General features: G+C 40.6%; 20 protein-coding genes. 14 read left to right on the top strand and 6 right to left on the bottom strand.

Translation table 11 applies throughout. From position 1 onward, the window contains the following. Positions 1 to 98 precede the first annotated feature (98 nt). The 3 genes from EHS15_RS14585 to EHS15_RS14575 all read left to right on the top strand — a co-directional run bounded on the left by EHS15_RS14585 (position 99) and on the right by EHS15_RS14575 (position 3545). Positions 99 to 887, top strand: coding sequence for an AAA family ATPase (locus EHS15_RS14585; protein WP_135761498.1), 789 nt, complete (start codon positions 99 to 101; stop codon positions 885 to 887). Positions 888 to 890: 3 nt separating this feature from the next. Continuing rightward, positions 891 to 2096 (top strand): VWA domain-containing protein, encoded by a 1206-nt coding sequence (locus EHS15_RS14580; protein ID WP_135761285.1) that lies wholly within the window; start codon positions 891 to 893, stop codon positions 2094 to 2096. Between the two features lie 102 nt (positions 2097 to 2198). Then, positions 2199 to 3545: a PrsW family glutamic-type intramembrane protease gene (locus EHS15_RS14575; RefSeq protein ID WP_135761284.1), complete on the top strand. Its 1347-nt coding sequence runs from the start codon at positions 2199 to 2201 to the stop codon at positions 3543 to 3545. Here EHS15_RS14575 and EHS15_RS14570 read toward each other — a convergent pair. Further along, entirely contained in the window at positions 3542 to 4615 is a 1074-nt protein-coding gene (locus tag EHS15_RS14570; RefSeq protein ID WP_246052171.1) for an LB_137 family protein, read from the bottom strand. The genes EHS15_RS14575 and EHS15_RS14570 overlap by 4 nt on opposite strands. A gap of 65 nt (positions 4616 to 4680) precedes the next feature. On the opposite strand from EHS15_RS14570, the gene EHS15_RS14565 reads away from it, so the two are divergent. Both EHS15_RS14565 and EHS15_RS14560 read left to right on the top strand, forming a co-directional pair. Further along, positions 4681 to 6207: a PP2C family protein-serine/threonine phosphatase gene (locus EHS15_RS14565; protein WP_135761283.1), complete on the top strand. Its 1527-nt coding sequence runs from the start codon at positions 4681 to 4683 to the stop codon at positions 6205 to 6207. Next, positions 6204 to 7796: a tetratricopeptide repeat protein gene (locus EHS15_RS14560; RefSeq protein ID WP_135761282.1), complete on the top strand. Its 1593-nt coding sequence runs from the start codon at positions 6204 to 6206 to the stop codon at positions 7794 to 7796. The genes EHS15_RS14565 and EHS15_RS14560 overlap by 4 nt, the downstream gene beginning before the upstream one ends. Positions 7797 to 7813: 17 nt before the next feature. On the opposite strand, the gene EHS15_RS14555 is transcribed toward EHS15_RS14560, so the two are convergent. Further along, on the bottom strand, positions 7814 to 8137 hold the full coding sequence (locus EHS15_RS14555; protein ID WP_135761281.1) for an STAS domain-containing protein: 324 nt from the start codon (positions 8135 to 8137) through the stop codon (positions 7814 to 7816). Positions 8138 to 8248: 111 nt separating this feature from the next. Beyond that, a complete protein-coding gene (locus tag EHS15_RS14550) occupies positions 8249 to 8428 on the bottom strand; it encodes a hypothetical protein (RefSeq protein ID WP_135761496.1) in 180 nt (59 codons plus the stop codon). Between the two features lie 112 nt (positions 8429 to 8540). Here EHS15_RS14550 and EHS15_RS14545 point away from each other — a divergent pair, with 112 nt between their 5' ends. Both EHS15_RS14545 and EHS15_RS14540 read left to right on the top strand, forming a co-directional pair. Continuing rightward, positions 8541 to 10646 (top strand): bifunctional diguanylate cyclase/phosphodiesterase, encoded by a 2106-nt coding sequence (locus EHS15_RS14545; protein WP_135761280.1) that lies wholly within the window; start codon positions 8541 to 8543, stop codon positions 10644 to 10646. Positions 10647 to 10694: 48 nt separating this feature from the next. Continuing rightward, complete coding sequence (locus EHS15_RS14540) at positions 10695 to 11477, top strand: M48 family metallopeptidase (protein ID WP_135761279.1); 783 nt, start codon at positions 10695 to 10697, stop codon at positions 11475 to 11477. Between the two features lie 94 nt (positions 11478 to 11571). Here the strand turns inward: EHS15_RS14540 and EHS15_RS14535 are convergent, their stop codons facing one another. Further along, entirely contained in the window at positions 11572 to 12138 is a 567-nt protein-coding gene (locus tag EHS15_RS14535) for an MORN repeat-containing protein (RefSeq protein ID WP_135761278.1), read from the bottom strand. Between the two features lie 49 nt (positions 12139 to 12187). After that, on the bottom strand, positions 12188 to 14209 hold the full coding sequence (locus EHS15_RS14530) for an ATP-dependent helicase (RefSeq protein ID WP_246052170.1): 2022 nt from the start codon (positions 14207 to 14209) through the stop codon (positions 12188 to 12190). Positions 14210 to 14291: 82 nt separating this feature from the next. Here EHS15_RS14530 and EHS15_RS14525 point away from each other — a divergent pair, with 82 nt between their 5' ends. Further along, complete coding sequence (locus tag EHS15_RS14525; RefSeq protein ID WP_135761277.1) at positions 14292 to 15386, top strand: response regulator; 1095 nt, start codon at positions 14292 to 14294, stop codon at positions 15384 to 15386. On the opposite strand, the gene EHS15_RS14520 is transcribed toward EHS15_RS14525, so the two are convergent. Beyond that, a complete protein-coding gene (locus EHS15_RS14520; RefSeq protein WP_135761276.1) occupies positions 15383 to 15769 on the bottom strand; it encodes an LIC_14007 family protein in 387 nt (128 codons plus the stop codon). The two genes, EHS15_RS14525 and EHS15_RS14520, sit on opposite strands and share 4 nt — an antisense overlap. Before the next feature lie 218 nt (positions 15770 to 15987). On the opposite strand from EHS15_RS14520, the gene EHS15_RS14515 reads away from it, so the two are divergent. The 6 genes from EHS15_RS14515 to EHS15_RS14490 are packed head-to-tail and all read left to right on the top strand — an operon-like array spanning position 15988 to position 24644. Next, positions 15988 to 18945, top strand: coding sequence for an LPS-assembly protein LptD (locus EHS15_RS14515; RefSeq protein ID WP_425460649.1), 2958 nt, complete (start codon positions 15988 to 15990; stop codon positions 18943 to 18945). 6 nt (positions 18946 to 18951) lie between these two features. Further along, positions 18952 to 20361, top strand: coding sequence for an undecaprenyl-phosphate glucose phosphotransferase (locus tag EHS15_RS14510; RefSeq protein WP_135761274.1), 1410 nt, complete (start codon positions 18952 to 18954; stop codon positions 20359 to 20361). Between the two features lie 12 nt (positions 20362 to 20373). Then, positions 20374 to 20658: an Asp-tRNA(Asn)/Glu-tRNA(Gln) amidotransferase subunit GatC gene (gene gatC, locus EHS15_RS14505; RefSeq protein WP_135761273.1), complete on the top strand. Its 285-nt coding sequence runs from the start codon at positions 20374 to 20376 to the stop codon at positions 20656 to 20658. After that, positions 20655 to 22121 (top strand): Asp-tRNA(Asn)/Glu-tRNA(Gln) amidotransferase subunit GatA, encoded by a 1467-nt coding sequence (gene gatA / locus EHS15_RS14500; RefSeq protein ID WP_135761272.1) that lies wholly within the window; start codon positions 20655 to 20657, stop codon positions 22119 to 22121. The genes gatC and gatA overlap by 4 nt, the downstream gene beginning before the upstream one ends. 10 nt (positions 22122 to 22131) lie before the next feature. Next, positions 22132 to 22899: an imidazole glycerol phosphate synthase subunit HisF gene (gene hisF / locus EHS15_RS14495; protein WP_135761271.1), complete on the top strand. Its 768-nt coding sequence runs from the start codon at positions 22132 to 22134 to the stop codon at positions 22897 to 22899. After that, entirely contained in the window at positions 22896 to 24644 is a 1749-nt protein-coding gene (locus EHS15_RS14490) for a sodium:solute symporter family protein (protein WP_135761270.1), read from the top strand. The genes hisF and EHS15_RS14490 overlap by 4 nt, the downstream gene beginning before the upstream one ends. Positions 24645 to 24688: the final 44 nt, after the last annotated feature.

Here is a 24688-nt window from a genome sequence, read left to right as displayed (position 1 = left end):
TTCTTTCAAAAAGCAATTTTTAATGGATTCCTATGCAAATTCTGTCTAAATGGGACTGGAAACGGGGAGTGAAATCCCATACTTTAGGCGTATCAAATATGGCAGAATACATTCTTTCGGAAGAACTACGGGAAGCGGTCCATGTAGCGGAAATCACAAAAAGACCTCTTTTACTCAAAGGAGAGCCGGGGACGGGGAAGACACTTTTGGCCACTTATGTAGCGGAATCAAAACAACTTCCTTTTTACAGATGGCACATTAAATCCACAAGTTTGGCAAGAGAAGGTCTTTATTTTTATGATGCGGTTGCCCGTCTGAACGACTCCCGTTTCCCGGAAGAAGAAGCGATGATTCGAGTGAGAGATGTAAAAAATTACATTCGACTAGGAGCCTTGGGAGAAGCTTTTTCCTTCCCCAAACGATCCGTTGTTCTCATCGATGAAATCGACAAAGCAGATATCGAATTTCCGAACGATTTACTTTTGGAATTGGATAAAATGGAGTTCTTTATCCCTGAAACCAAAGAACATATCGTTGCTCAGGAAAGACCCCTTGTCATCATCACTTCCAACAACGAAAAAGAACTGCCGGATGCCTTCCTAAGACGATGCATATTTCATTATATCGAGTTTCCCAAAAGAGAAACGATGAAAGCAATCCTACTCTCTCATTTTCCGAAAATCGAATCCGAATTTATGGAAAAGGCATTGGCCATGTTTTATTCCATTCGCAAAATAGAAAGTCTTCGTAAAAAACCATCCACCAGTGAACTTTTGGATTGGATCCAAGTGCTTCTTCATTCCGGAGAAAAACTGGAATCTAATTCCATTCCTTTTGCGGGAACCTTATTCAAATCGGAAGAGGACTACAGGGTTCATCTCAACTAACTTATGTTCTTGGACTTTTTTTACAATCTGAGAAGGGAATCCGTTCCTTGTTCCACGGGAGAACTTTTGGCATTTTTGCAGTCTCTCCGGGTTCTTACTGATCCTTCCGGGTACATTTCAATCGATCGTTTGTACCGGGTAGGCAGATTGAATTTTGCCAAAGATATAAAACATTATGACGGTTACGATCTTGCCTTCGCTAAAACCTATGGAAAGTTAAACGAAACAGGAATTCAAATCAAAGAACTTTTGAGAGAATGGCTGGAAGAAAAGGCGGATAAAATTCTTTCCCAAGAACAAAAAGACAACGCACCTCATTTTTCATTCGAAGAACTTTGGGAAGAGCTGAAAAAAAGACTGGAAGAACAAAAAGAAAGGCATGACGGGGGAAACAAATGGATCGGGACTTCCGGCACATCCCCTTTCGGAAATTCAGGTTTTAACCCGAACGGATTCCAAATGGGAGGAGAAGAAGGAGGGGGAGCTAAAACAGGAATTAGTTTGTGGACGGAAAGAAATTATAAAGCCTATAGAGAAGATGAAATTTTAGATACACGTTCCATTCAAGTCGCACTCAAAGAACTTCGTATTCTGAAAAAAGAAGGAAGAAAGGAAATCGATCTGGATAAAACAATCGATCGTACTTGTGAGAATGCGGGAGCGATCGAAATCATTGAGGAAAGATCCAGAAAAAACTCCCTTCGTTTGGTACTGATTATGGATATAGGAGGAAGCATGACCCCTCATTCGGAAAGAGTCAGCAAACTTTTCAGTGCAAGCAGAAGCATCTATCACTTCAAAGAAGTTCATAATTATTTTTTTCATAATATCTTTCATGATGTTTTATACAAAACCAGTAATTTCGACGAAAGAATCACTCTCCAACATTTCGAAGACAAATTCCGCAAAAACACAAAATTGATATTCGTAGGAGATGCATACATGGCTCCTTATGAACTCTTCAGTGCACCTTATAATCCATACTCCTATCACAGGGATTCGGACGGAGAAAAAGAAAGAAAGAGGAAGAGTGGAATCGATTCCCTAAAAGAATTGGTTCAAAAATTCCCTGACTCCGTTTGGTTGAACCCGGAACCGAAACGTTTTTGGGGAGCTCCCACCATCCAAGCGATAGAAAGCGTTTTGGATATGTATCCTTTGACTGTGGAAGGAATTCGATCTTCCGTAAAGAGCCTCTTAGGCAAATAGTCTTTTCCCTTGCATTTTCTAGGCATTTTACGTAGAATATATACGACATTCTCCTGTGCTTCGTCAATTTCGCCGGATCGTTTGTCGTTAATAGAAGGGTAGATGGCCGGTTTTTTATCATTTTCCAATTTCATCATTGTGATGATCAATCTGACCACTTTGGGCTTTTATTATTCTTTCTATCGTTTCCATTTTTACAGACACACGGAAAGTTTTTTACAATATACCGCAATCGCCTTTTCTTTGTTTTGTGCAGGAGTGACCCTTCTTCTCCAGGCAAGTATCCTCAGTTTTAATCCTTATCCTTCTCATGAATTTAAGGCATTCGTTTTGTCAGGGGCTGTGGAAGAATTTTCCAAACTTTTGGGCATCTATCTTTTTTTCAGAAAAAATCAGGATGAGTTTACCGTTACGGATGGAATTTTCTACGGATTGGTTTTGGGAGGAGGATTCGGATTAATTGAAAATATTTTATATTTTATAGATTCCGGACTTTGGTCCCAGGTGCTTCGATCGATCACCGCACTTCCCATCCATTTGATCAACGGGGGACTCATCGGTTGTTTTGTGATGATCTTTCTTTTTTCGGGAACCAATCGAGTGAAATGGTTCCGTCTTTTTGCAGGTCTTCTTTTCTGCATCAGTTTGCATGCGCTTTATAATTATTCCTTATTCTTAGATACAGGCGTACTTTTCGTACTCCCTTTCTGTATCCTAAGTTTGTTCTTCGCTTTGGAAATTACGATCGCAAAGTCCAGAATTTTGCTTCCGGGTTATGTATTGAAGCTCATGAAAATCACTGTGGAAGAATATGAAATCCTAAGCCGCCACAACAGGCACGAAGGATGGATACAAAACGTTCAAAAACATATTTCCACAAATAAGATCAATCTCTTTCAACTCCCGAAACCGAGGCATGTATTTATCACCGCTTTTTTCATTCTACCTTCTTTGATTTCCTTATTCACTTTACTGTATTCGCCGGAACTCATTACCAGAACTTTTTCCGAATTGGAAATCAAAGATTACTTCGCCTTATTCGTGATCTATCCTGCCATCATCGGCTTTATGTTCTTTTTCGGAGGAGTATTGAATCCTTATTTTTTCAGGGATCGAATGCTTGCCGTCCCTCTCTTCGGTTCCGTCGATTTAAAAACGGAAACGGATGAAGAAAACACAGCTTTATTTTATATTTATCTCAATCAATTTTACATTCCCGTTTCCAAACTTTATCCGGAGAACACGGAAGCAGAATTCGATCTTTGGGTGGGGATCAAATGTTACGGAAACCTAAAGGGAAAAATCACTTGGTCGAAAGAGAATGAAGAGGGAAGCTGCGGTGCGTTATGTACTTTGGATCAAATTCCTGTTATGTTTTTAATTCATTGGAACTTAGTTCGGTTCAAACAGAATTTTAAAAACTTGTTTATCCGCAAAACCGCATACTAAAAGCGAGTTTCGATTTCCAATCCGTAATTCATATTCATGGAATCTGAGTTTACGTTTCCTTGTCCCTGTCTTCCTGGAAGAGAAGCATAAGAGCGAATGTTCGGTTTGATCCGGACGGAACCTGTGTTTCCGTTTTTGGATTCCACTTGCCCCAAATAAAAACTATCGAACAAGGAATAGGCGATGATAGCGGTAAAGACACCCGTATAGATTTGAAATCTTTGGTTGTGGAAATCGTAACGATCCGTAGAGAGAACATTGCTTACGATGTATATCCTTCCGTCGGGACCGGGAATGAATTCCTGATCGTTATTGATCGCTTGCACGGATTGATTGTATTCGTAAGCCATCCCTAAGGCAGAAAGAAAGGCGCCACCGAACAAAAGTGTTGCTTTTAGATATTTTTTCTCTTGGATGGGCGCATAACCGGGAATCAGTCGAGGGGATTCTGTGATCAAAGTTTGAGTTAATTTCGGTTTTGCTTTGATTTCAAAATGTTGGATTTGAGAAAGTGAAAGTGAGATTTCCTTTTTTTCTCCTTCTTCCGTTTGCAATATCCAAACATCATTTTCATTGGATTTTAAGATCGCATTTCCCGTATAAATTTCGGTCTTCCAAAACCCTTTTGTGCCAGGCTGTACAAACCGTTTCAATTCCGTTTGGGAAGCATCCCATTCGATTCGTAGAGTATTGATTTTAGAAATAGGAACCACTTCCAATTCCAAAGGAGAGTCTTTTTTCACGAAAGAGGCGCTTGTTTTTGTGAGTCGAAAGAGGAGAAGATCACAGTTTTCCTTTCCAAAGGAAGAATAATCGGCACAAACGGGGATACCGTCGTATCCAACTTCTATACCCAAAATCTCATTCAATGGAATTTTCCTTGTTTTGCCTTCTTCTTGCCATTCCAAGTGAGTGGTTGTTACAGTAAGAGCTCGCCCGATTCTTTGTTCTCCCGATTTAAGTTTCAATCGGTCCGCATTTAATTCCATAGAAACATACAAAAATAGAAGTAAATAGAGGGATTCCCTCTGAAAGAAGCGGATAAACAATTTATATGCGATGCGAATCAATGCCAATTTTCTCTATTTTATGATAGATTTATCTCTATGAATTATCGACAATATCTATAGCGGCCGTGACGAAAAGTAAAATCAAAACAACGAATTCTCTCCGATTTAAAATCGGACTTTTTTATTCGCTTTTAGCACTCCTCAACATCATCTTTTTTACTGTGATGATTTTTGAGAACCAATCAGATCTACTTCTGAAAAATTTTCAGTTCCAATCGGAGAATCTGGCAAATACTATTTTGGCCGACTTACAAAATATAGGTCTTACTAAAGAAAGAGACGAAGCATTTGATGTTTTTCGTAAGACTCTGAAGTTGTACGACATCGGAAAGTTTGTCATTTTTCAAAATGACGGAGAAATTTGGGTTCGAGAGCCGCAAGATGGCCGGACGGAAACACATATTTCGGAACATCTTTTGAAAAAATCGAAGGATGTTTCCTCGGATAAAGAGGGAAGTTTATTTAAGTCCCGTTACAGTTTGGATCTCAATGAAGACGATTTCACAGTCGATTTTTTACTTCCCATCCGAGCTGCATCCGGGGAAGAAATTTTTCTATTCACTCACTTCAATATTGCCTCCATTCAAGAAAGGTTGAAGCAACTTTACATCCAAGTTGCCTACGCAGTGGTTTGGGGAGTGATCTTCCACTTAATCTTTGCTATTTTGGTGTACCGTGCGATCTTCAGAAGGGTAGGATTATTAGAATCCGCTTCCAAAGAAATGACGGATGGCAAACTAGGGGCTAGAGTCAGCTGGAATTTTAAGAATGAAGACGAATTGGATAATTTGGGTCGTTCCTTCAACAGCATGGCGGAACAGATCGAAAACAAAGTCGGTACAATCACTCGATTGAACGATGAAATCAATCAAGAACTTCAAATCGGAAAAGAAGTACAGGAACTATTCTTACCGCCTAACAAAAAATATAAAAAATTCAAAATCGGAAAAATCTATCGTCCGATGAGGGAAGTGTCCGGAGATATTTACCAATATTTCCATTTCGACGAAGGTGACGGAAAAGAGTTTTACGGTTTTTTCTTAGCGGATGCATCCGGCCACGGGGTTTCTGCGGCATTAGTAACCGTAGTTATGGCAATGTCGCTTCAGGCAATCATCCGAGAAAATCATGAACCGATTCATGCCATCAATAGTTTGGGAGAAGTGATCGCCAACAGGCTTCAGGCTTCCTTTTTCGCAACGGGAGTTTTCGTCATTCTGGACGAACCTGGCAAAGTGAAATTCGTAAATGCAGGTCATAATGCTCCTTTCATCGTTCGACCTTCTACGAAAGAAGTGATTTATGTGGAAAGTTCCGGTCCTCCTTTGGGTATGGGAGACGACATCCGTTATTCTTTGGATGAATTTCCTGTACAGCCGGGAGATAAAATCGTTCTATATACGGATGGAGTTGTGGAAACTCCTGTGAAAGAAGGAGGCCTTTTCGGATTGGACCGATTCAAAGACATCGTATTAAAATATATAGATGAACCGAATTCCGAAATCGTAGAAAAGGCGATGCAAGAATTGGATCTGGCACATGAAGAATACAAAGATGACGTGACCATGATCATCCTTGAAGTTCCGGAATGAGAAAAATACTTTTCTTCCTATTATTTTTTCTGTTATTCGGGTTTTTCGGACTCGCATCTCAGGCAATTGTAGGCGTTAAGCTGCAAGAGCTTAGATTCGGAATCCTGAGAGATCAGTTGATGAATTACGAACTTTCCTCTCAAACATTGAGAGAAAGGCTCAAACAAATGTTTTTATCAAAAGACGACTATCTTTTGGAAGTTAAGGTCAACGTTTTGGAATCGGGGATCATGAACTCAGAAACCAAAGGGCTAGAATTGGAGATGAGCTGGAAAGATAAGTTCGGGCTAGGTGTGATCAACGTGGTTCGCGCCTTGAATTTTAAACCGTTTTTGGAACTGGAAGAACAACAAAAAACGATCATCCGCCTTCAGTTCGCATTCTATATGGAAAGAACTAGAAAGTTCTCCATTGCCAGTAAAAAGTATGATGAACTGGAAACGATACTGGAAGATTCTCTTGCAGATGAACTTGCATTCACTCTTCTCCATAACGGTTATTGTTTGGTGATGATGGGAGAAAGGGAACATGCATACGTCAAACTCAGAAAAGCGGTAGACCTATTTCCGGGAACACATTACGCAGAGAATGCGGAACTACTGATAGGCTTTTTACAAGACGGAGATAAAAGGAAGGAAGACCTGAAAAACTCCAACAAAAAACCGGAAGAACTTGCTTACTCTCTCTTTCAATCGGGTGATTATGAAGAAACTCTGAAAACTTTGGAAGCTCTTCCCGAACTTACGAACGATCAATCCTATATCAAAGCGCGATCTATGGAAGAATTGGGAAAAACTTCCAATGCAGTAAAAGAATATATCCAGTTAGTAAAACAAAAAGAGAATAAGGAAGTTGCCATTCGCGCCAACAGAAGACTTCTTCTCATCGGTAATTTTTATCAAGAAAACAAATCCCTTGTCGAATTCTCCAAAACTGAAGCAACTAAGTTAGGCGATGAGAAGGCTGTCGCAAAAATAGAAGAGGGGAAAAGCCTGGTTCTTAAACCTGTTATCGTGGAAAAAATCCTGAAAGAGGAAACTTCCGTTGCCGCAAGTCCGGAAGAAGCGAAGGAACTTGCAGAAATCAAAAACAATCTAAAAGATTCTTTGGAAGAAGCAAAAACAGAAACCAAAAAACTTCTTACCGTCGTAGAAGAAGAAAAAATCCCCATCGTAAAAGAAGAGATCGCTTTAGTAGAAGAGAAAAAACCGGAACCGGTTCAAGAAGTTAAGGAAGAAAAGAAACAGGAAAAAACAATTCCTGCCGTGGTTGTCAAAAAAAACGAGCCGAACCAATTGCAAATTCATCTGAAAGACGGAAGGAAAGTCGTCTGCGAAGAATTCACTTCCAACGGCCGAATCGCAAAGTTAAAATTAGGTGATTTTGCTCTGGAACTTCCTTTGGAAATGATTGCATCCGTAAACACGATCGGATCTTCCGTAGATAAAATCTTCGCAGTAGGAAAAACGGACGGAACGAAATTGGAGATGAGTCAAATGAAGAGAAACGATGCGGGGGAGTGGTTCAGCCCAAAGAACTTGGAAGAAAAAATCCAAGACTCTGAGCTAAGAGAAGTGATCAGTCACTGAAAGGAAAAAGAAAACGATTAAGGAAGTTCTCCTTCTCCTGCTAAAATTGTAAAAAATTTATCTAAACTGGAAAGTTTGAGAATTACCATCACATCTTGACTTACATTGAGAAGAAAAAAAGTACCTTCTTCCGATTTCAGTTTCTTTTGTAGGTTGGCAAGTAGAGCGATTCCGGAAGAGTCTAAAAGTTTAATATTCACCATATCGATGGCTACGGATTCGGCTCCATCATCTATGATTTTATGGAGCTCTTTTTTGAGAGCGGGAGCAGAATAAATATCGAGAGAGCCTTCTAATGTAACTACTGTGTGATTTTTAACTTGTTTTGTTGTGAAATTCATTGAACTTCCTGCTAGCTTACTAAGTCTCCTAAGCAACCTCTATTTTGTAAAGACTTTTTGCACACAAAGAAGGAGGGAGGCGGGGAGTTCTCAAAATCCCTAGAAATTTCCCTAACTACAGAGCTTTCTCAGGATTTCCGTCACCGCTTGGTTGAATCCGTCAAAACCGCCTTTATCGTATTCATTCAGATCCCTATATTCTAAGTTCCCCATATCCAGGAGCATTTTTTTCAGTTCTTGTTCCAAAAACTCTTTTTTGATATATACTGTTTCAAACAATCTTGGGTGCACGGCTAGCGAATTAGACGACAGAACTTCTAAAAACAAAGCATTTTTATAAGAAGTTTTTGGTTGGAGAATCAATTGCTTGGATCATTCTGGATGAAAATGAACAAAGGAATTTATGGCAAGTCCTCTCAGCCTTTTGATCATAGAATCTGATTCCTCCGAAGTCTTTCGTTTGATTCGAGAGGTGAAGGCAAACGGTTTTTCTCCTTTGTACCAAGTGGTATCTAAGGCGGAAGAATGGGAGGAGAAGATAGAAGAAGAGGATTGGGACGTCATTCTTTGCGGGATGAATTGGCCCGATGAAAAGACCATCCACGATTTCCTTCGCTTTTTGAAAGATAGACAGATAGACATTCCTTTTTTACTGATCGCAGAAAAGTCCAAATACGAAACCGCCTTACAGATGATGAAAGAAGGGGCTGCGGATATCATCGATCATTCCACTTTGTTTCGGCTTCCCCATGTTTTGGAAAGAGAAAGAAGAGAACTCGTTTTCAGAAGGGAAAAGGAAATTACCGCCAATTATTTAGAACAGTCCTTAAAAGAAATTCAAGTCCAAAAATTCGCTTTGGACCAAGCCAACATAGTATCCACAACGGATGCGAACGGAATCATCACTTACGTAAATGACAAATTCATCCAAGCTTCCGGTTACAGCAAAGAAGAGTTAATCGGTCAGTCCCATCGAATTTTAAAATCACAAGACAGAACTAAAGAAGAATGGTACGATCTTTGGGAAACCATTCAAAATGGCAAGGTTTGGAAAGGGGAAATCAGAAACACAAAGAAGGATGGAACCAGTTTCTGGGTGGAAACGACGATCGTTCCCTTTTCCGCAGAAGACGGATCCATCTTTCAATACATCGCCATCCATAATGAAATTACGAATAGAAAGCTTGCGGAAGAACAACTGACCCATGATGCGTTTTACGACAGTTTGACGGAATTGCCCAATAGAGCCCTGTTTTTGGCAAGAGTAGAACAAAAGATATCCGAATACAATCTGTTCCAAAAAGGTTTTCCGATCGTATTTTCCATCAATATAGACAATTTCAAACGAATCAACCATTCCCTTGGAAACGAATCCGGAGATGAAATATTAGTAATTTATGCGAAACGCCTGCTTAAGTTATGTGATCCTTCCGCAATCGTTACCAGGCTTGGTGCGGATTCTTTCGCCGTTCTAGTTACGGATTGTTTCTCCATAGAAGAGGGAACTGAAATCGCAAACAAACTTTTGGAAAATCTGAAAGAGATTATACCTTTCCAAGGTTATGAGATATTTTTAACCGCTTCTTGCGGAATCGCATCTTACGGAATGGCGGGTAAAGACGGAGAAAACATATTAAAAAACGCTGAAATTGCGATGTTTCACTCCAAGTCCAGCAAAGTAGGAACCGTTTCAGTATTCAATCAAAGGATGCAGGAAAAAATCAACTACCAGTTGGAGATACAAAACGATCTTAAAAAAGCGATCGAAAAGAACGAATTCATTGTCTATTACCAACCTATCTTCGATTTGGCGGCAAACGAGATATGTCATTGGGAAGCGCTTATCCGCTGGAGACATCCAAAAAAGGGGATGGTATCACCTACGGATTTCATTCCCATGGCGGAAGATTCCGGTTTAATCGTTTCTCTCACAAAATTCGTTTTGGAAGAGTCCGCACTTTTCGCAAAAAAAATGAGAGAAGAATCCAATTACAAATTTTCAGTAGCGGTGAACCTTTCTCCTCAAGTATTTTTGGATCAAAACATATTCCATTGGGTGGTTGACATACAACAAAGATTAGGTGTTCCTTATGAATGCCTCCAAGTAGAGATTACGGAAAGTTTAGCTATGAAAAATCTTTCCGAAACCATTCCGATTCTTTCCAATCTGAAAGATATTGGAGTGAAAATCGCTTTGGACGATTTCGGAACCGGTTATTCTTCTTTAGCTTATTTGGAAAAACTTCCTCTTTCCACAGTGAAAATCGACAAATCCTTTCTCAATAATGTAATACCCGGTTCCAAAGAAGCGATCCTTCTGGTTTCCATCATACATATGGCGCACGGTTTGGGTTATAAGGTAGTTGCCGAAGGCGTGGAAGATATTTCCCAATTTCATTTATTGAGGGAATACGAATGCGATCTCATCCAAGGTTATCTTCTTTCCAAACCGCTTTCTCTGGAAGATGCGGTTTCATTTTTGGAAAATTTTACTGGAATTCAGGAATAAATTCCTATTTTCATTCTTTTAAGCACTATTTTTACGGAGATCCTTATTATGAATCGTTTCCTTTTACTATCGTTCCATTGTTTCGTTTTGCTACTCATCAGCTGTCAAACTTCTCCTACAGGAAGAAGACAACTTCTTCTAGTGAAAGACCCTGAAATGAACGAGATGGGTACACAAGCGTTTGCTGAAATGAAAAAACAAACCCCCATCGAAAGAGGAGAAGCTGTCAATCGTTATGTGAACTGCATCGTACAAGCGGAACTGGCAGTTACGGAAGATTCCACAGGTGTGGCTTCTTGGGAAGTAGTCGTATTCAAAGACTCCACACCGAATGCTTTCGCTCTGCCCGGAGGAAAAATCGGGGTTCATACCGGAATTCTTCCTGTTGCCAAAACACCTGGGCAACTAGCTGCCGTTATTGGACATGAAATCGGTCATGTGATTGCAAGACATGGAAATGAAAGAGTTTCCCAAAACCAAATCACAAACGGAGGAATGGAAGCTCTCAAAACAATAGGCAAGGGAGATATGGCGGGTGTATTAGGAGCAGGTGCTAAGTTTGGGGTTCTTCTTCCTTATTCCAGAGCCCATGAATCGGAAGCAGATTACATCGGATTGGAAATTATGGCAAAGGCAGGTTTCAATCCGGAAGAAAGTGTAACTCTTTGGGAAAATATGAGTGCGCTAGGTGGAAGTAAATCAGCGGAAATTTTATCTACACATCCTTCCGATGAAACCAGAATGACACAGCTGAAAAGCAAAATGTCTGACGCATTACAATTGTTTAATTCTGCGAAATCCCAAGGAAAGGTTCCTGGCTGTAGATTGTAACTTAAATTAGGCACAAAAAAACCTTTCTCTCTTTGTTTTGAGAGAAAGGTTTCGATGCAGAAAACTTCCTAAAGAAAGTAAAAACAGGTTATAATTATTCGCAGAGCAGTTTTCTTGCTTGTATCTTACAGTTTCTAGGTTTGCCTTCTTCCAGCAAAGTTCCCGTACCTTCTGTTCCATCCGCAGTAAAATCGCCGTTCAAAGACTTGCCGTCTTTAAATGTATAAGTTCCTTTCCCGTTGATCTGACCGTCTTTGAATTCGCCTACATACTTATCGCCGTTTTTGAAATTGTATTCTCCTGCACCTTGTCGTTTGTCAGCAACATAGGAACCTGTGAATTTTTCTCCGTCCGTATATAGAAAATTTCCCTGACCTTCTCTTTGGTCGTTCTTAAAAGAACCTGTATAAATATCACCATTGTCGTAGATGTATTTTCCGATTCCGTTGACACAGTCTCCTTCCACACAGCCTTTTTTATCCGATTTATTCGGATCAGAAGCATCTACATTTTCAACGCTTCTTGAAGTGCTGGATTCTGCCGGTGCTGCAGATTGAGAAGACTCTCCTTCTTTAGGAGAAGAGGAAGAACATGCGATGAAGAAAAACAAAGACAGTAAAAGGAATAAATTCAATGCCCTCTTAAGAGAGAGTGATTTCATGAGAACCTCCGAAATGGTAAGCATAATTCCAAGGGAAAAGGAAAGAAAATCAATTCAAAAAGTAATTTTGAATCTGCTGAAACCTCTCTGTTTTCCCTAAATTTTCTCCCTTTTCGGAGGAAGAAACGTCCGGTTCCGAATGATATTCCTGCCAATCGAGTAATTCTTTGGAATTTTCCAATTCGGAAATGAACCTGCTGACTTCCTGAAGCTGGATCGATTTTTTCTCTTCTGCCAAAGGACATACCAAAAACAGATCCTCTTTTGCCCTGGTGATTCCTACATAAAACAGCCTTCTTTCTTCTTCCAATTCTTCCCAGGTTTTCACTCTAGAAGAAGGGAGTTGTCCTTGGATCGCCTGAATGAGAAATACTGTTTTCCATTCCAATCCTTTTGCGGAATGAATGGTGGAGAGTGTGACGTATCCTTCTTCTTCCGGATCGTCCGTACCCGTATAAGAAGATTCGATCGGTTCCAAACTAAGAGTCGCCAAAAATTCTCCCAAATCGGATGCGTCTTTCGTGATGAGTTTTAAGGAATCCAAATCGTTGGTTCTTTTTTCGGGATCGTCGTATTCTCTTTGTAAGATGGGAAGATAATGAGTCAGGAAGGATTCGAATGCAAACGTCACTTTTTTGTTTTCGGAAATCGAAACCTGTTTCAGTAAATTCAATAATTTTAGAATATTTTGTTTTGCTTCTTCCGTAAATCCGATCCAGAAAGAAATTTCATTTTCAAGATCGAAACTCACTTCCGCTTGGGGGAGTTTTTCCCATCTTTGCAGAAAAAGAGCAGACTGTTTCGGACCGACTCCCGCTTCCAAATGAAGGACTCTGTTCCAAGAAAGAGAGTCCGCAGGATTATGTAAAATACGGAGATAGGAGAGAACATCTTTGATATGAGCAAGTTCCAGAAATTTTTTCCCTCCGTATTTTTTATAAGGGATTTTTCTGGCATTGAATTCCAGTTCGATCAAGTTGCTATGCCATCCGGAACGGGAAAGAACCGCAATCTCTCGAAAAGGAATTCCGTTTTCATTTTGTTTTAAAACTTCTTCCGCAACGAAACTTGCTTCTTCCTCTTGGGATTTGAGTTGGATGAGTTTGGGAAGACGGTTCGGAGAAGTTTTTTGTGTGAATAAATTTTTATCGAATTTTTCCTTAAACTTAGATAAGGCGGAATTTGCCAAATTTAAGATCGGTTTCGAACTTCTGTAATTCTCTTCCAGAGTGATTTTGAGCGTGTTAGGGAAAATTTGAGGAAAATCCAAAATGTTTCTTACGTTGGCGCCTCTGAATCCGTAGATGCACTGTGCGTCGTCCCCTACAACCATAATATTCTCATGAATACTTGCCATTAAACAGGAGATATGCGCCTGGACTTTATTCGTATCTTGGTATTCATCAACTAATATATGTTTATAGGTTTTGGAAATTCTACTTCTTACGGTTTCGTTTTCCATCAGAATCTTTCTGGTACAATCCAGAAGATCGTCGAAATCGAAAGATTGATTGTTTTTCTTCAATATTTCGTATCTTTCCTTAACCGTCTGAATCTCTTTGATGTCGTTCAGAAACTGAGGGTATTCTTTCGTTAATATTTTTTCTATGGAAGTCTGCGTATTGAAAGAGGAGGAAAAAATTTCCCGTAAGGTTTCTCTTTTAGGAAATCTTTTTTTTGTTTTACTTCCCAAGACGTCTTCCCTTGCCATTCCTGTCAATTGAATGGAATCTTCTTCATCCAAAATGGAAAAATTAGAAGGGTATCCTAAGAGGGTGGAATATTTTCTTAGAAAAAAATTACAAAAGGAATGGAAGGTTCCTCCGCTGACCTGAGTCATTCTTTTATCCAAAAGACCGGATGCCCTGGACAACATCTCCTTAGCTGCTCGCCTAGTAAATGTTAGCAGAAGAAGGGAAGAGGGATCAATCCCTGAATTCACTAAAAAAAGAAGTCTGTGGACCAGAGTGTTTGTTTTTCCCGTTCCGGCACCTGCGATGACCAAAACCGGTTTTCCCAACGTCTCGGAGGCTGCCAATTGAGAGGGATTTAGGGAATTTTCTTTTTTCACTGAAGATCATTTTTTTAAATTTGATTCGATTGACAAACAGGAAAACTCACCCAGGATATAGAATGCCGAATTAGACCCCCAGATGACAACGAATCTAATCACTCCCAATTCGAATAAAAAAGTTCTGGTCGTAGAAGACGAAAGAATCATTGCCATCAATATTTGTTCCACACTCAAACAATACGGTTATATCTCCAACTACGTGTCCGAAGGGCAGGCAGCTTTGGAAAGCGTAGATACGGAAACTTACGATCTTGTTTTGATGGATATTATGTTAAACGGTGATTTGGATGGAATCGAAGTCGCTAAAATCATCAAACAAAGAAAAGATCTTCCCATCATTTATCTCACCGCTTATTCGGACGAATCCACTTTGGATCGAGCCAAAACTACGGAACCATTCGGTTATTTGATCAAACCATTCAACAGCAGAGATCTATACATTTCCGTAGAGATGGCGATTTATAAATCCCATATCCAAAAACAATTGAGAGACGTACAAAACAAACTCTCGGAAACCCAGAAATGGGAAACCATTGGGCTTGTGGCGACTGGGATTTCACATGAAGTCAATAATCCTCTCACTTCCATTCTCAATTTAGCGGAACTCATCGGCTTGGAAGCGGGAAAAGCAGGTCTTCCCCAAATCACTTCCTATTCCAAAAAGATTATGGAAGAGTCGGAAAGAATCGCGAAAATCATCAAAAACCTGGTCTCTTATTCGCAAACCACAACGAATCAATGGAGCTATTCCAATATTATGATCGTGATTGCGGACACTCGTTCCTTCCTACATCATTATTTCTTGAAAGAAGGAATTCAATGTGAGATACAATCGGACGATCTTCCTCTGGTTCCCTGCCAATCACAGAAAATCAAACAGGTATTTTTGAATCTATTGCAGGACGCTAGAAGCAGGGTGACTACCGCTCACGAAAACACCTTAAATCGTAAGATTCAAATCTTCCTTCATACATTGCTGATCGAAGAAAAAAATTATATACAAATTAGTATATTCGATAACGGGAAAGAAGACCTGTCCAGATCCCTTTCTCATTTCGAATCTCTAGAAATCACCAGAGCCATCATTCAAGAACACAAAGGGAATATTTTCCGAAAGGATTTAGAAGTAGGAGGAGAATGGGTGGTACAACTTCCCGTCTCCCCTCCGATTTAAATCACTGCAGAACCGGAAGAATTCACTCCACTGAAAGAAGAATAATCCACCAAACTTTCTTCTTCATCGTTTTGATTCAGAAACACTTCGATGCGAGCCGAATGGATCAGCCATTGGTCTTCCGAAATGAGCCTTTCTATATTTTTTTTGAAATCCCGAAAGTTGGATTCGGAAAGCTGCAGATCGCCGGTATAATCAAATAGTATGGCAAGAGAGATGCGATAAGCGACTTCGTTCCTAAGGCCTAAATCGGAATCAGGGAGAAAATTGTCCATTTTCCTTCTTTGGTCAAGAAGCAGTTCCCGTTTTGCCTTTCCTTCGTTTACAAAAACATGATAATTGACGGTCCCTGGGATTCTTTCCCCAGAATATGTTTTTGACATCAAAATCTCCTGGAAATATTTCCATTCTTAGACCAGAAAATTATGTCCTTTGCCTAAGTTTTGGCAAACTCTTTTCCTAAAATTTTGGGAATTTGGGAGGCGATTTTCGAGAGAAACAAAGGGGCAAAAAGAGTCTAAACCTCTTTTCCCATTGATTTTTTGGCAAGTCTTGAAATCTTCGTTCTATACTTTCAAAGCATCCTTTCCTCGTGCGTAAAATACTTCTTATCCCCATTTTGTATCTGGGAATCTTTCTCCCAAAATCGGTTCATTCTCAAGACACTGAGGGATTGAAGCTGATCTTCCCTGAATTTACAGGCACAAAATCAAATCCTCAAGAAGAAGAAAGAAAGGCAACGACTGTCAACGTACAAAGAAGTTTGGTGCAAAAATCAGTCGATGCCATGACGGACAGAGAGGTGGATGAGACTCTTAGAAATCTAGGGCTCAATCCTCAAGGAACGATTTACGTAAAAAGAGAAAGATTAAGAGAAGCTCTCGTTCCTCCTTTGGCTCAAGAAGTCACTCCCGAATCCATATTAGCGAATCAAAAAAAGAAAGAATCTCCCATCCAAATCCAAAATGCAGCGGAAGGACAATTACTCAACATCGATAAAACGCAAGGAGGAGTTCTTGTTTTAAGAGGAAAGGTTAGATTGAAAATCAAAGGCGGGGAACTGCAGGCGGATTCAGTTTCTATCGATTCTCAAAGACAAGAAATTTATGCGGAAGGCGGAGTCGAATACAGGGACGGTCAAGCAAAAGTAACCGGTGAACGCTTCTTATACGATCTCAAACTCAACCAAGGAGTGGTATATAACTCCAAATTGAGCGTGTACCCTTCTTTTTTCATAGGTCAAAAACTAAAACGTTTGGATGAAAAAAGATATTTGATGGAGATGGGATACTTTACCGCTTGTAATGCGGAACTCCCTCATGAATCTTTTCAAGCAAAGAAGATCGTTATCTATGACGACAAATCCGTCGTCGCTTTCCAAATCACTTATAAGGTCGGAGGAACTCCTCTTTTCTGGCTTCCCGTTCTTTACAACTCGGAATCAGGGAACGGATGGCTGGTTCAATCCGGTAAAAACAACACACAAGGCTGGTTTTTACAGAACTCTTATCAATGGTCGGATCCTTATCCGAACTCTTTGTTTTTAGCGAACGGATATAAATTCAGGTTCGATATGTATGAAAAAACGGGTCAGGCGGCTCAATTAGAAGCTTGGAAAGTATCCCCCAATTTAAACTACAACATCAACCTTGGTTACGCGAATCATAAAAAAACAAGTATCACTTCCGTTTATGAGGATCGATTCTCAAACATGGGAATCGGAAATGTGGCCGTCACAAATAATGTGGATCGGGGAGAACAGTTCCCTTATGCGGGACTTCCTTATAGAAACACAGGCGTGGATTATGATCCTTGGTGGAAAGCGGAAATCCGATTGAATGCGAAGTCGAACGATTTCAGCAAAGACACTACCCGCAACTTACAATTGCAATACGAGAATTTCAGCAATAGACAGTTTGATTATGAATACGGAAACAGATACGAACCTTCCAATTCGATCCAATCCATGTATACACAAAGGGATGTACGTTTCGGCCTCATTCGTAACCTTTTGAATTGGAACTTAAATTATACTGAGAACAGAGGGGATTTGAGTGTTGCTTTGGGTATGAGCAGAACCATGTTCTATCAAATCCAAGCGAATAAATATTTTGCTGCAGCGGACACTCTTCCTGCGATTACGATTCGTAACTCCAGCCAAGTAGGAACTTTGCCTTATGCGAACAGCCCGTTGTATTGGGATTTAAACGTTCAAACCAACGTGAACAGACTTTATGGAGCACCGACTCAGTCTACCATTCCAGGAACCAATCAGTATGATCCTTCGGGAAGATACAACGACTTCGTTTTAAGAACGCAAACAAACGTTATGGGAGAAACTGGTTTTCGTTCTCCTATGAGTTTGGGTGCCTATGCGTCCTTCACTCCTTCCGCTTATATGGGAGCAACAAAACAAACTGTGGAATATCCGGGAAGCGGCACTGCGGCCAACAGTCCTGATTTGGATTCCAATAAGGCATATGCAAACATTCTAAAGCAGCAGTCCTTTCAATACATCCGCCAATCCCACACGGCAAGATTCGGTGTTCCTGAACTATTTTTTACCACCACATATCGCAGACTGGAAGCTGAAAAGGCGGAAATGAAAGATCCTATTTTAGGAAATTTGCGCCAACACGAAGCAGAGTTTGCTTTGGAAAGTTACGCATTGAACGATTGGGATGTATCCGTAAGAACCATCAGAGACCTAAGGGTTCTTTCCCCCGGATACAACCCCAGTCTCACCAGCCAACAAAGATGGTATTATACGGTTGTGCGTGTGGGAGGATTCATCGACTTTGTGGATGGATTTCAAACCAGAAGACCGAGTCTTCTCGAAAGAAAAAGAAATTTCTATTCAGGGATTTTTATCAACAACGACTACGTTCATCATACTCCTCAAAACAGATCTTTATCGAATAACTTGACTATATCCTACAAAATGGGGGGCTTTTCCTGGCCCATCATTCGAGCCTTCCGCAGTTTGGAAATGGGTTCCACTTGGTATCATGTTTATAAAGATTCTTATCTGGACAGTTACCGATTTTTCTTCAAAACCGATACGAAAATCACCAGATATTCAGGCATCGAACTTGAGTTAGATTCCAGGGTGACGGAACCTTGGAGACTCACAGCACTTGCGCAAGGTCAATTTTATGCGATGAGCACCACCCCTGAATTGTACACTTCCCAAACAGGGGTCAATTATGATCAAACTACGATCTTTGAAGACGTAGCAGCAGGATCGGGAGCTTTAGGACAAGATAAACGTCAAAAAGCGGTATTCAACATCAACCGATTTATGATGACTTTCAAATTGGATCTGCATAACTGGGAGTACAGGCTGGGTTATAGTATGAATCTGAGAGCGTTTCCGGGCGGTGCTTCTGCGGACAATCAGCTTACTTTTTACGATCAATCCGTATTTTTTTCGGTCAACCTCACCAACTTCAGTTTCGGAGACTCTTCCAGTGCTCAAGCAACGAGAGTTAGGTTGTATCGTTTTAGGAAAAGACCTTTGGACGGTTTGACTTCCGGAGTCGCATCGGAATCGCAGTAGTTTTATATGTTAAAAGAAAGAAGCCAATCCTTTAAATTATTGTTCCTATTCACTGATCTTCTGATCGCTATGATCAGTTTTTCTTTGGCATTCGGAATCAGATATTTTTTGCAGGACGATTCCGATTTCCAAAGACAAGTAATCGATGTAAGAAGTTATTTTATTTTAGGAATCGTTTTAGGAATCTCCCAAACCATTTCTTTCCTTTCCATCGATCTCTATCATCCTAGAAGGGGGCTTTCCTTAACCGACGAACTTTTCGGAATCATTTCCGGAGTTCTTTTGAATTTAGTGATCGTACTTGCTCTTCTATTTTTCTTCAGAGGAGAAAGTTTTTCCCGATTGGTAGTAGGTTATTTCGCAATCACCACCATTCTATTGACTTGCGTCGCCCATTTGCTTCTTCGATCCCTTCTTCAGGTTCTCAGAAGCAAAGGATATAATTTGAGATCCGTTCTTATTTTAGGAACAGGGAAATCAGCACTTAACTTTGCGAAAACGATCCGTAGACATTCTATCTACGGTTATGTGGTAAGCGGTTTCGTATCCGGCGCGAAAACGATCGAGAATGAGGGAGAATCTCCTGCTCCGATCGTCACTCAGTTCAAAAATCTGGAAGACTATGTAAAAGAAAACGAAGTAGATCTAATCGTTTATGCACTTTCCCACGAAGAAGGCGACTTCTTAAAAGAAGCCATCGATATTTCAGATTACCATGGAATCGATTTGAAAGTAATCCCTAGTTACGAAGAAATCATCACTGCAAAAGGAAGAGTGGAGATATTGGACGGTTTTCCAGTCATTTCCATTCGCAACATTCCTTTGCGTTTAGGATACAACCGTGTTTTGAAACGAACCTTCGATATCCTTTTTTCACTCTTCTTTATCTTATTATTCAGCCCTTTTTATATCCTGATCGCTTTGCTTGTAAAACTTTCCAGTAAAGGTCCCGTTTTTTACAGGCAGGATCGAATCGGCTTGGACAATAAGGTTTTCGGAATGATGAAATTCAGATCGATGGTTGTACAAGAAAAACAACAATCAGATACAATCTGGACCACCAAAGACGATCCTAGAGTCACTAAAATCGGTTCCATTCTGAGAAAACTTTCCTTGGATGAAACTCCTCAGTTCTTCAATGTATTGTTAGGTGATATGTCCGTGGTAGGTCCCAGACCGGAAAGACCTTTTTATGTGGAAAAGTTCCAAACGGAACACCACCAATATATGCGCCGTCACGCTGCAAAAGCGGGAATCACAGGTTGGGCGCAGATTCAAGGATTTCGTGGAGATACTTCCATCGAAAAAAGAATCGAAGCTGATATTTATTACATAGAGAATTGGAGTCTGCTCTTTGATATCAAAATCATCTTACTCACTCCCTGGAAAACCCTTATGGATAGGAATGCATACTGAAGGAAAACTTATATGGACGAAAAAAACTTAAGAACGATCGCAAGCTTGGCTAAACTTTCCATCAACGACAACGAGATCGCAGGTATGTTGGACGACTTTTCAAGAATCGTACAATACGTAGACGATATCAAGAACCTGGATACTTCCTCCGTAGATGACGACGAAATCTATCAACTAACTATGAATACTCTTAGACCGGATGCGGCAAACGATTCCCTGAAAAGAGACGATTTATCTAAAATCGCACCCGCTTATGAGAACGGCTATGTAGTAGTGCCTAAGGTGATTGAAACATGAAAAACCTATACCAACTGACTTATTCCCAAATCAAATCGGGATTAAACAAATCAGAATTCACATCCGTCGATCTGGTAAATTCTTTGTACGATCGCATCGCTGCTTCCGAACCCAAAATCAACGCATTTTTGGAGATCAATAAAGATAAAGCGATTGAACAAGCGAAACAAAGCGACGAAAGAAGAAAAAACAAACAACAATTATCCGATTGTGACGGAATTCCTATCGCAATCAAAGACAATATCTGTGTCACAGGAGAGATCACTTCCTGCGGTTCCAAAATTCTAGAAAACTTTCGTTCTCCTTACGATGCTACAGTAATCACCAAGCTGAAAGAGAAAGGATTCGTTCTGATCCCTAGAGCAAATATGGACGAATTCGCAATGGGTTCCTCCACGGAAAACAGTGCCTACCAAACCACAAAAAACCCTTTCGATACTTCTAGAATCCCTGGAGGATCTAGCGGTGGTTCGGCGGCGGCGGTTTCGGCGGGAATGGCTCCTATCTCTTTAGGGTCTGATACAGGCGGATCCATCCGTCAACCTGCCTCTCTTTGTGGGATTTGGGGACTCAAGCCAACATACGGAAGAGTTTCCAGATACGGACTTGTGGCTTATGCATCCAGTTTGGATCAAATCGGTCCTTTTTCCAATGACTTGGAAGGGATTGCAGACATATTCGAAATTTTGCAAGGTGCCGACCCCAAAGACCAAACAACTGCTAGTGGTAAAACATTCGATTCCAAAAATGTAAAATCCAAAGATTGGAAAGGTGTCAAGGTAGGAGTGATGGCTTCCAAGGATACAGAATCCTCACCGGGAGTTTTGAAAAAATACGAAGATATCAAACAATATCTGAAAGACCAAGGCGCTATTTTAAAAGAGCTGGACTTTTCCCTTTTCAAACATTCCATTCCTGTCTACTATCTAATCGCAACTGCGGAATGTTCTTCCAACTTATCCAGGTTTGATGGAATTCGTTACGGACTTAGAAAGGGTGGAGAAGGAAAACTGGAAGACCTATATGTGGAATCCAGATCGGAAGGTTTCGGAAAAGAAGTAAAAAGAAGAATCCTTTTGGGAACATTCTCTTTGAGTTCCGGCTATTACGATGCTTATTACGGAAAAGCTCAGAAAGCAAGAATTCTCATCAAAAAGAAATACGATGAATTTTTTAAGGAAGTGGACTTCATCCTGCAGCCGACATCTCCTACGACAGCTTTCAAGATAGGGGAAAAAACGAAAGATCCGATCCAAATGTATCTGGCGGACATCTTAACGACAACGGTAAACTTGGCAGGAGTTCCCGCCATCAGCTGCCCTGCCGGTTTGGATGAAAACGGACTTCCAATAGGTGTCCAACTAACAACGGCACATTTTAAGGAAGAGGAACTTCTGTCTTACGCAAAATCGATTTCAGAGATTCCAGGGTGTAAAATCACACTTCCGGAAAACATCAACTAACGAAAATAATATGGATGAGTTAACCAAAAGAGTGATTCCCTGCCTTGACATCAAGGGGGGTAGAGTGGTGAAAGGGGTCAATTTCGTAAACCTGGTTGATGCAGGAGACCCGGTATCCTGCGCAATTGCGTACGAAGAGAACCAAGCAGACGAACTTTGTTTTTTAGACATCACCGCTTCCAGTGATAAACGGGACATTCTCATCCATTTGGTGGAAGAAGTAGCCAACAAAATCTTTATTCCTTTCACGGTAGGAGGAGGGATCCGTACCTTAGAGGACGTAAAATCGGTTCTCAATAAGGGAGCGGATAAAGTCTCCATCAATACAGCAGCTTTTCACCGTCCGGAACTTCTTACGGAATCCAGTGAAATCTACGGGTCTCAATGCATCGTATGCGCCATAGACTCCAAATTCAATCCGGAAAGAAAACGATTCGAAGTCTACTTGAACGGAGGACGTACTGAAACCGGCAGAGACGCATTGGATTGGGGAAAGGAAGCCACCGAACGAGGAGCAGGTGAAATCCTGCTTACATCGATGGACAAAGACGGAACCAAAGACGGCTTTGACATCAACGTATTGAAACAATTTACAAGCAATCTAAGTATCCCCGTCATCGCTTCCGGGGGAGCGGGAAATCCTGAGCATATGTCGGAAGCCATTTTAAGAGGGGGGGCGGATGCCGTTTTGGCAGCCTCCATCTTTCACTTCGGGGAATATTCGATCCAAGAAACAAAAAAAGCGATGAGAGAAATGGGAATCAAAGTTAGGTTATGATGACTTTCTCCCTTTTTGATCAATTTTTTTTCTTCACTCCCTTTTTCGTAATCTTAGGAATTCTTTTTTACTCCAATCGTTCCTCTAAAAAGAATCTAAAAAATTATTTCCAAGCGGAAGGAAACTTATCTTGGTTTGTGGCAGGCACTGCGATGGTCGCCACTACCTTTGCCGCAGACACTCCACTTGCAGTAACAGAAATTATCCGGTCCGGGGGAATCTCCGGCAATTGGATTTGGTGGTACATGGCAGTGGGAGGTTTTGCCACAGTTTTCTTCTTTTCGAAACTCTGGAAACGATCCGGCGCCACGACCGATTTGGAATTAATTCATATCCGCTATTCTGGAAAGGAGGCAGCTTTTCTTCGAGGTTTCAAGGCGATTTTTATCGGTTTTTTTCTCAACTTGGTGATTTTGGGTTGGGTGAATCTTGCCATGCTCAAGATTTTACAGGTATTTTTTCCGGAGTATAACAGTTCTTATCTTCTTTGTGTCCTTTTAGGTTTGGGGGTGATTTACACCGCCATAGCAGGCCTCAAAGGAATTTCCTATATAGATGTGTTTCAGTTCTTCCTAGCATGGGGAGGATGTCTCGTTTACGCATACTTTGTGTTAAATGCACCGGAAATAGGAGGGCTTGCAGGATTAAAATCAAAACTGCCTGCATCCAATTTTTCTTTTTTTCCATCTTTCTCCGAAGAGGGAAGCCTTCCTTGGGATCATTTTCTCATCATGATTACCGTGATTTGGTGGTCTAGTTGGTATCCTGGAGCGGAACCGGGAGGAGGAGGATACATTGCACAAAGGATATTGGCGACAAACGACGAAAAGTCTGCTTTCAAAAGTTCCTTATGGTTCGTGATCGCTCATTATTTTTTAAGACCCTGGCCTTGGATTTTGGTGGCACTTTGTTCTTTAGTCGTTTTTCCCTCTTTAAGTTCTGAAGAAAGCGGCAAAGGTTTTTTGATGCTTTTAAACGGGAATCTTCCTTCCGGAATCAAAGGTCTTCTTCTCAGTGCGTTTTTTGCAGCCTATCTTTCTACCTTAGCCACTCATCTCAATTGGGGGGCATCCTATCTGGTTTTCGATTTTTGGAAACCTATGATTCAAAAAGAAAAAACGGACGGATACTATCTAAAGTTATCTTACTTATTTCAAATACTTACAGGCATTTTTTCCTTATGGCTTGCCATGTACGGAATGGTGACTATCCAGGGAGCTTGGAAATTTTTATTGGAAGCATCTTCCGGAATCGGGTTCGTTTTGATCGCCAGATGGTACTATTGGAGAATTTCAGCATATACTGAAATTTTAGCGCTCATCGTATCTCCTCTTTTTTACGTTCTATATTCGATATTATTGGGCTTAAATTTCCCTTATTCCATTCTTTTCACTTCTTTTTCCAGTGTGATCGTTCTCATCCTCAGCACTTTGGTTCTGCCTCATAGTGACAAGGAAACACTGGTTCGGTTTTATCACAAAACGAAACCTCCTTATTTTTTTTGGAAGGGTCTTCACAAACAAATCGGAGAAAAAGGGGAGTTTGTTATTTATGGAAATAGAACACTCGATTCTTTTTTAGGAGTGGTTTCGGGAGTTCTCACTGTATTCAGCGGACTTTATCTTATTCAAAATATTCTTTGGCCTTCCGATCTTTTCTTAATACCAGCAGTTCTTTTCCTCTTAGGTCTTGCCGGATTAAAAATATCGATTCAAAGAATCAATTCGAACGAGACAATCAATTAACTTATATTAGGATACAAACGAATCGCTTCTCGGATTAATAACTT

This window comes from Leptospira idonii (assembly GCF_004770995.1).
Classification (GTDB): Bacteria; Spirochaetota; Leptospiria; order Leptospirales; family Leptospiraceae; genus Leptospira_A; species Leptospira_A idonii.
The sequence above is the reverse complement of the archived record's forward strand: the minus strand, read 5'-3'. Positions and strand labels throughout refer to the sequence as shown.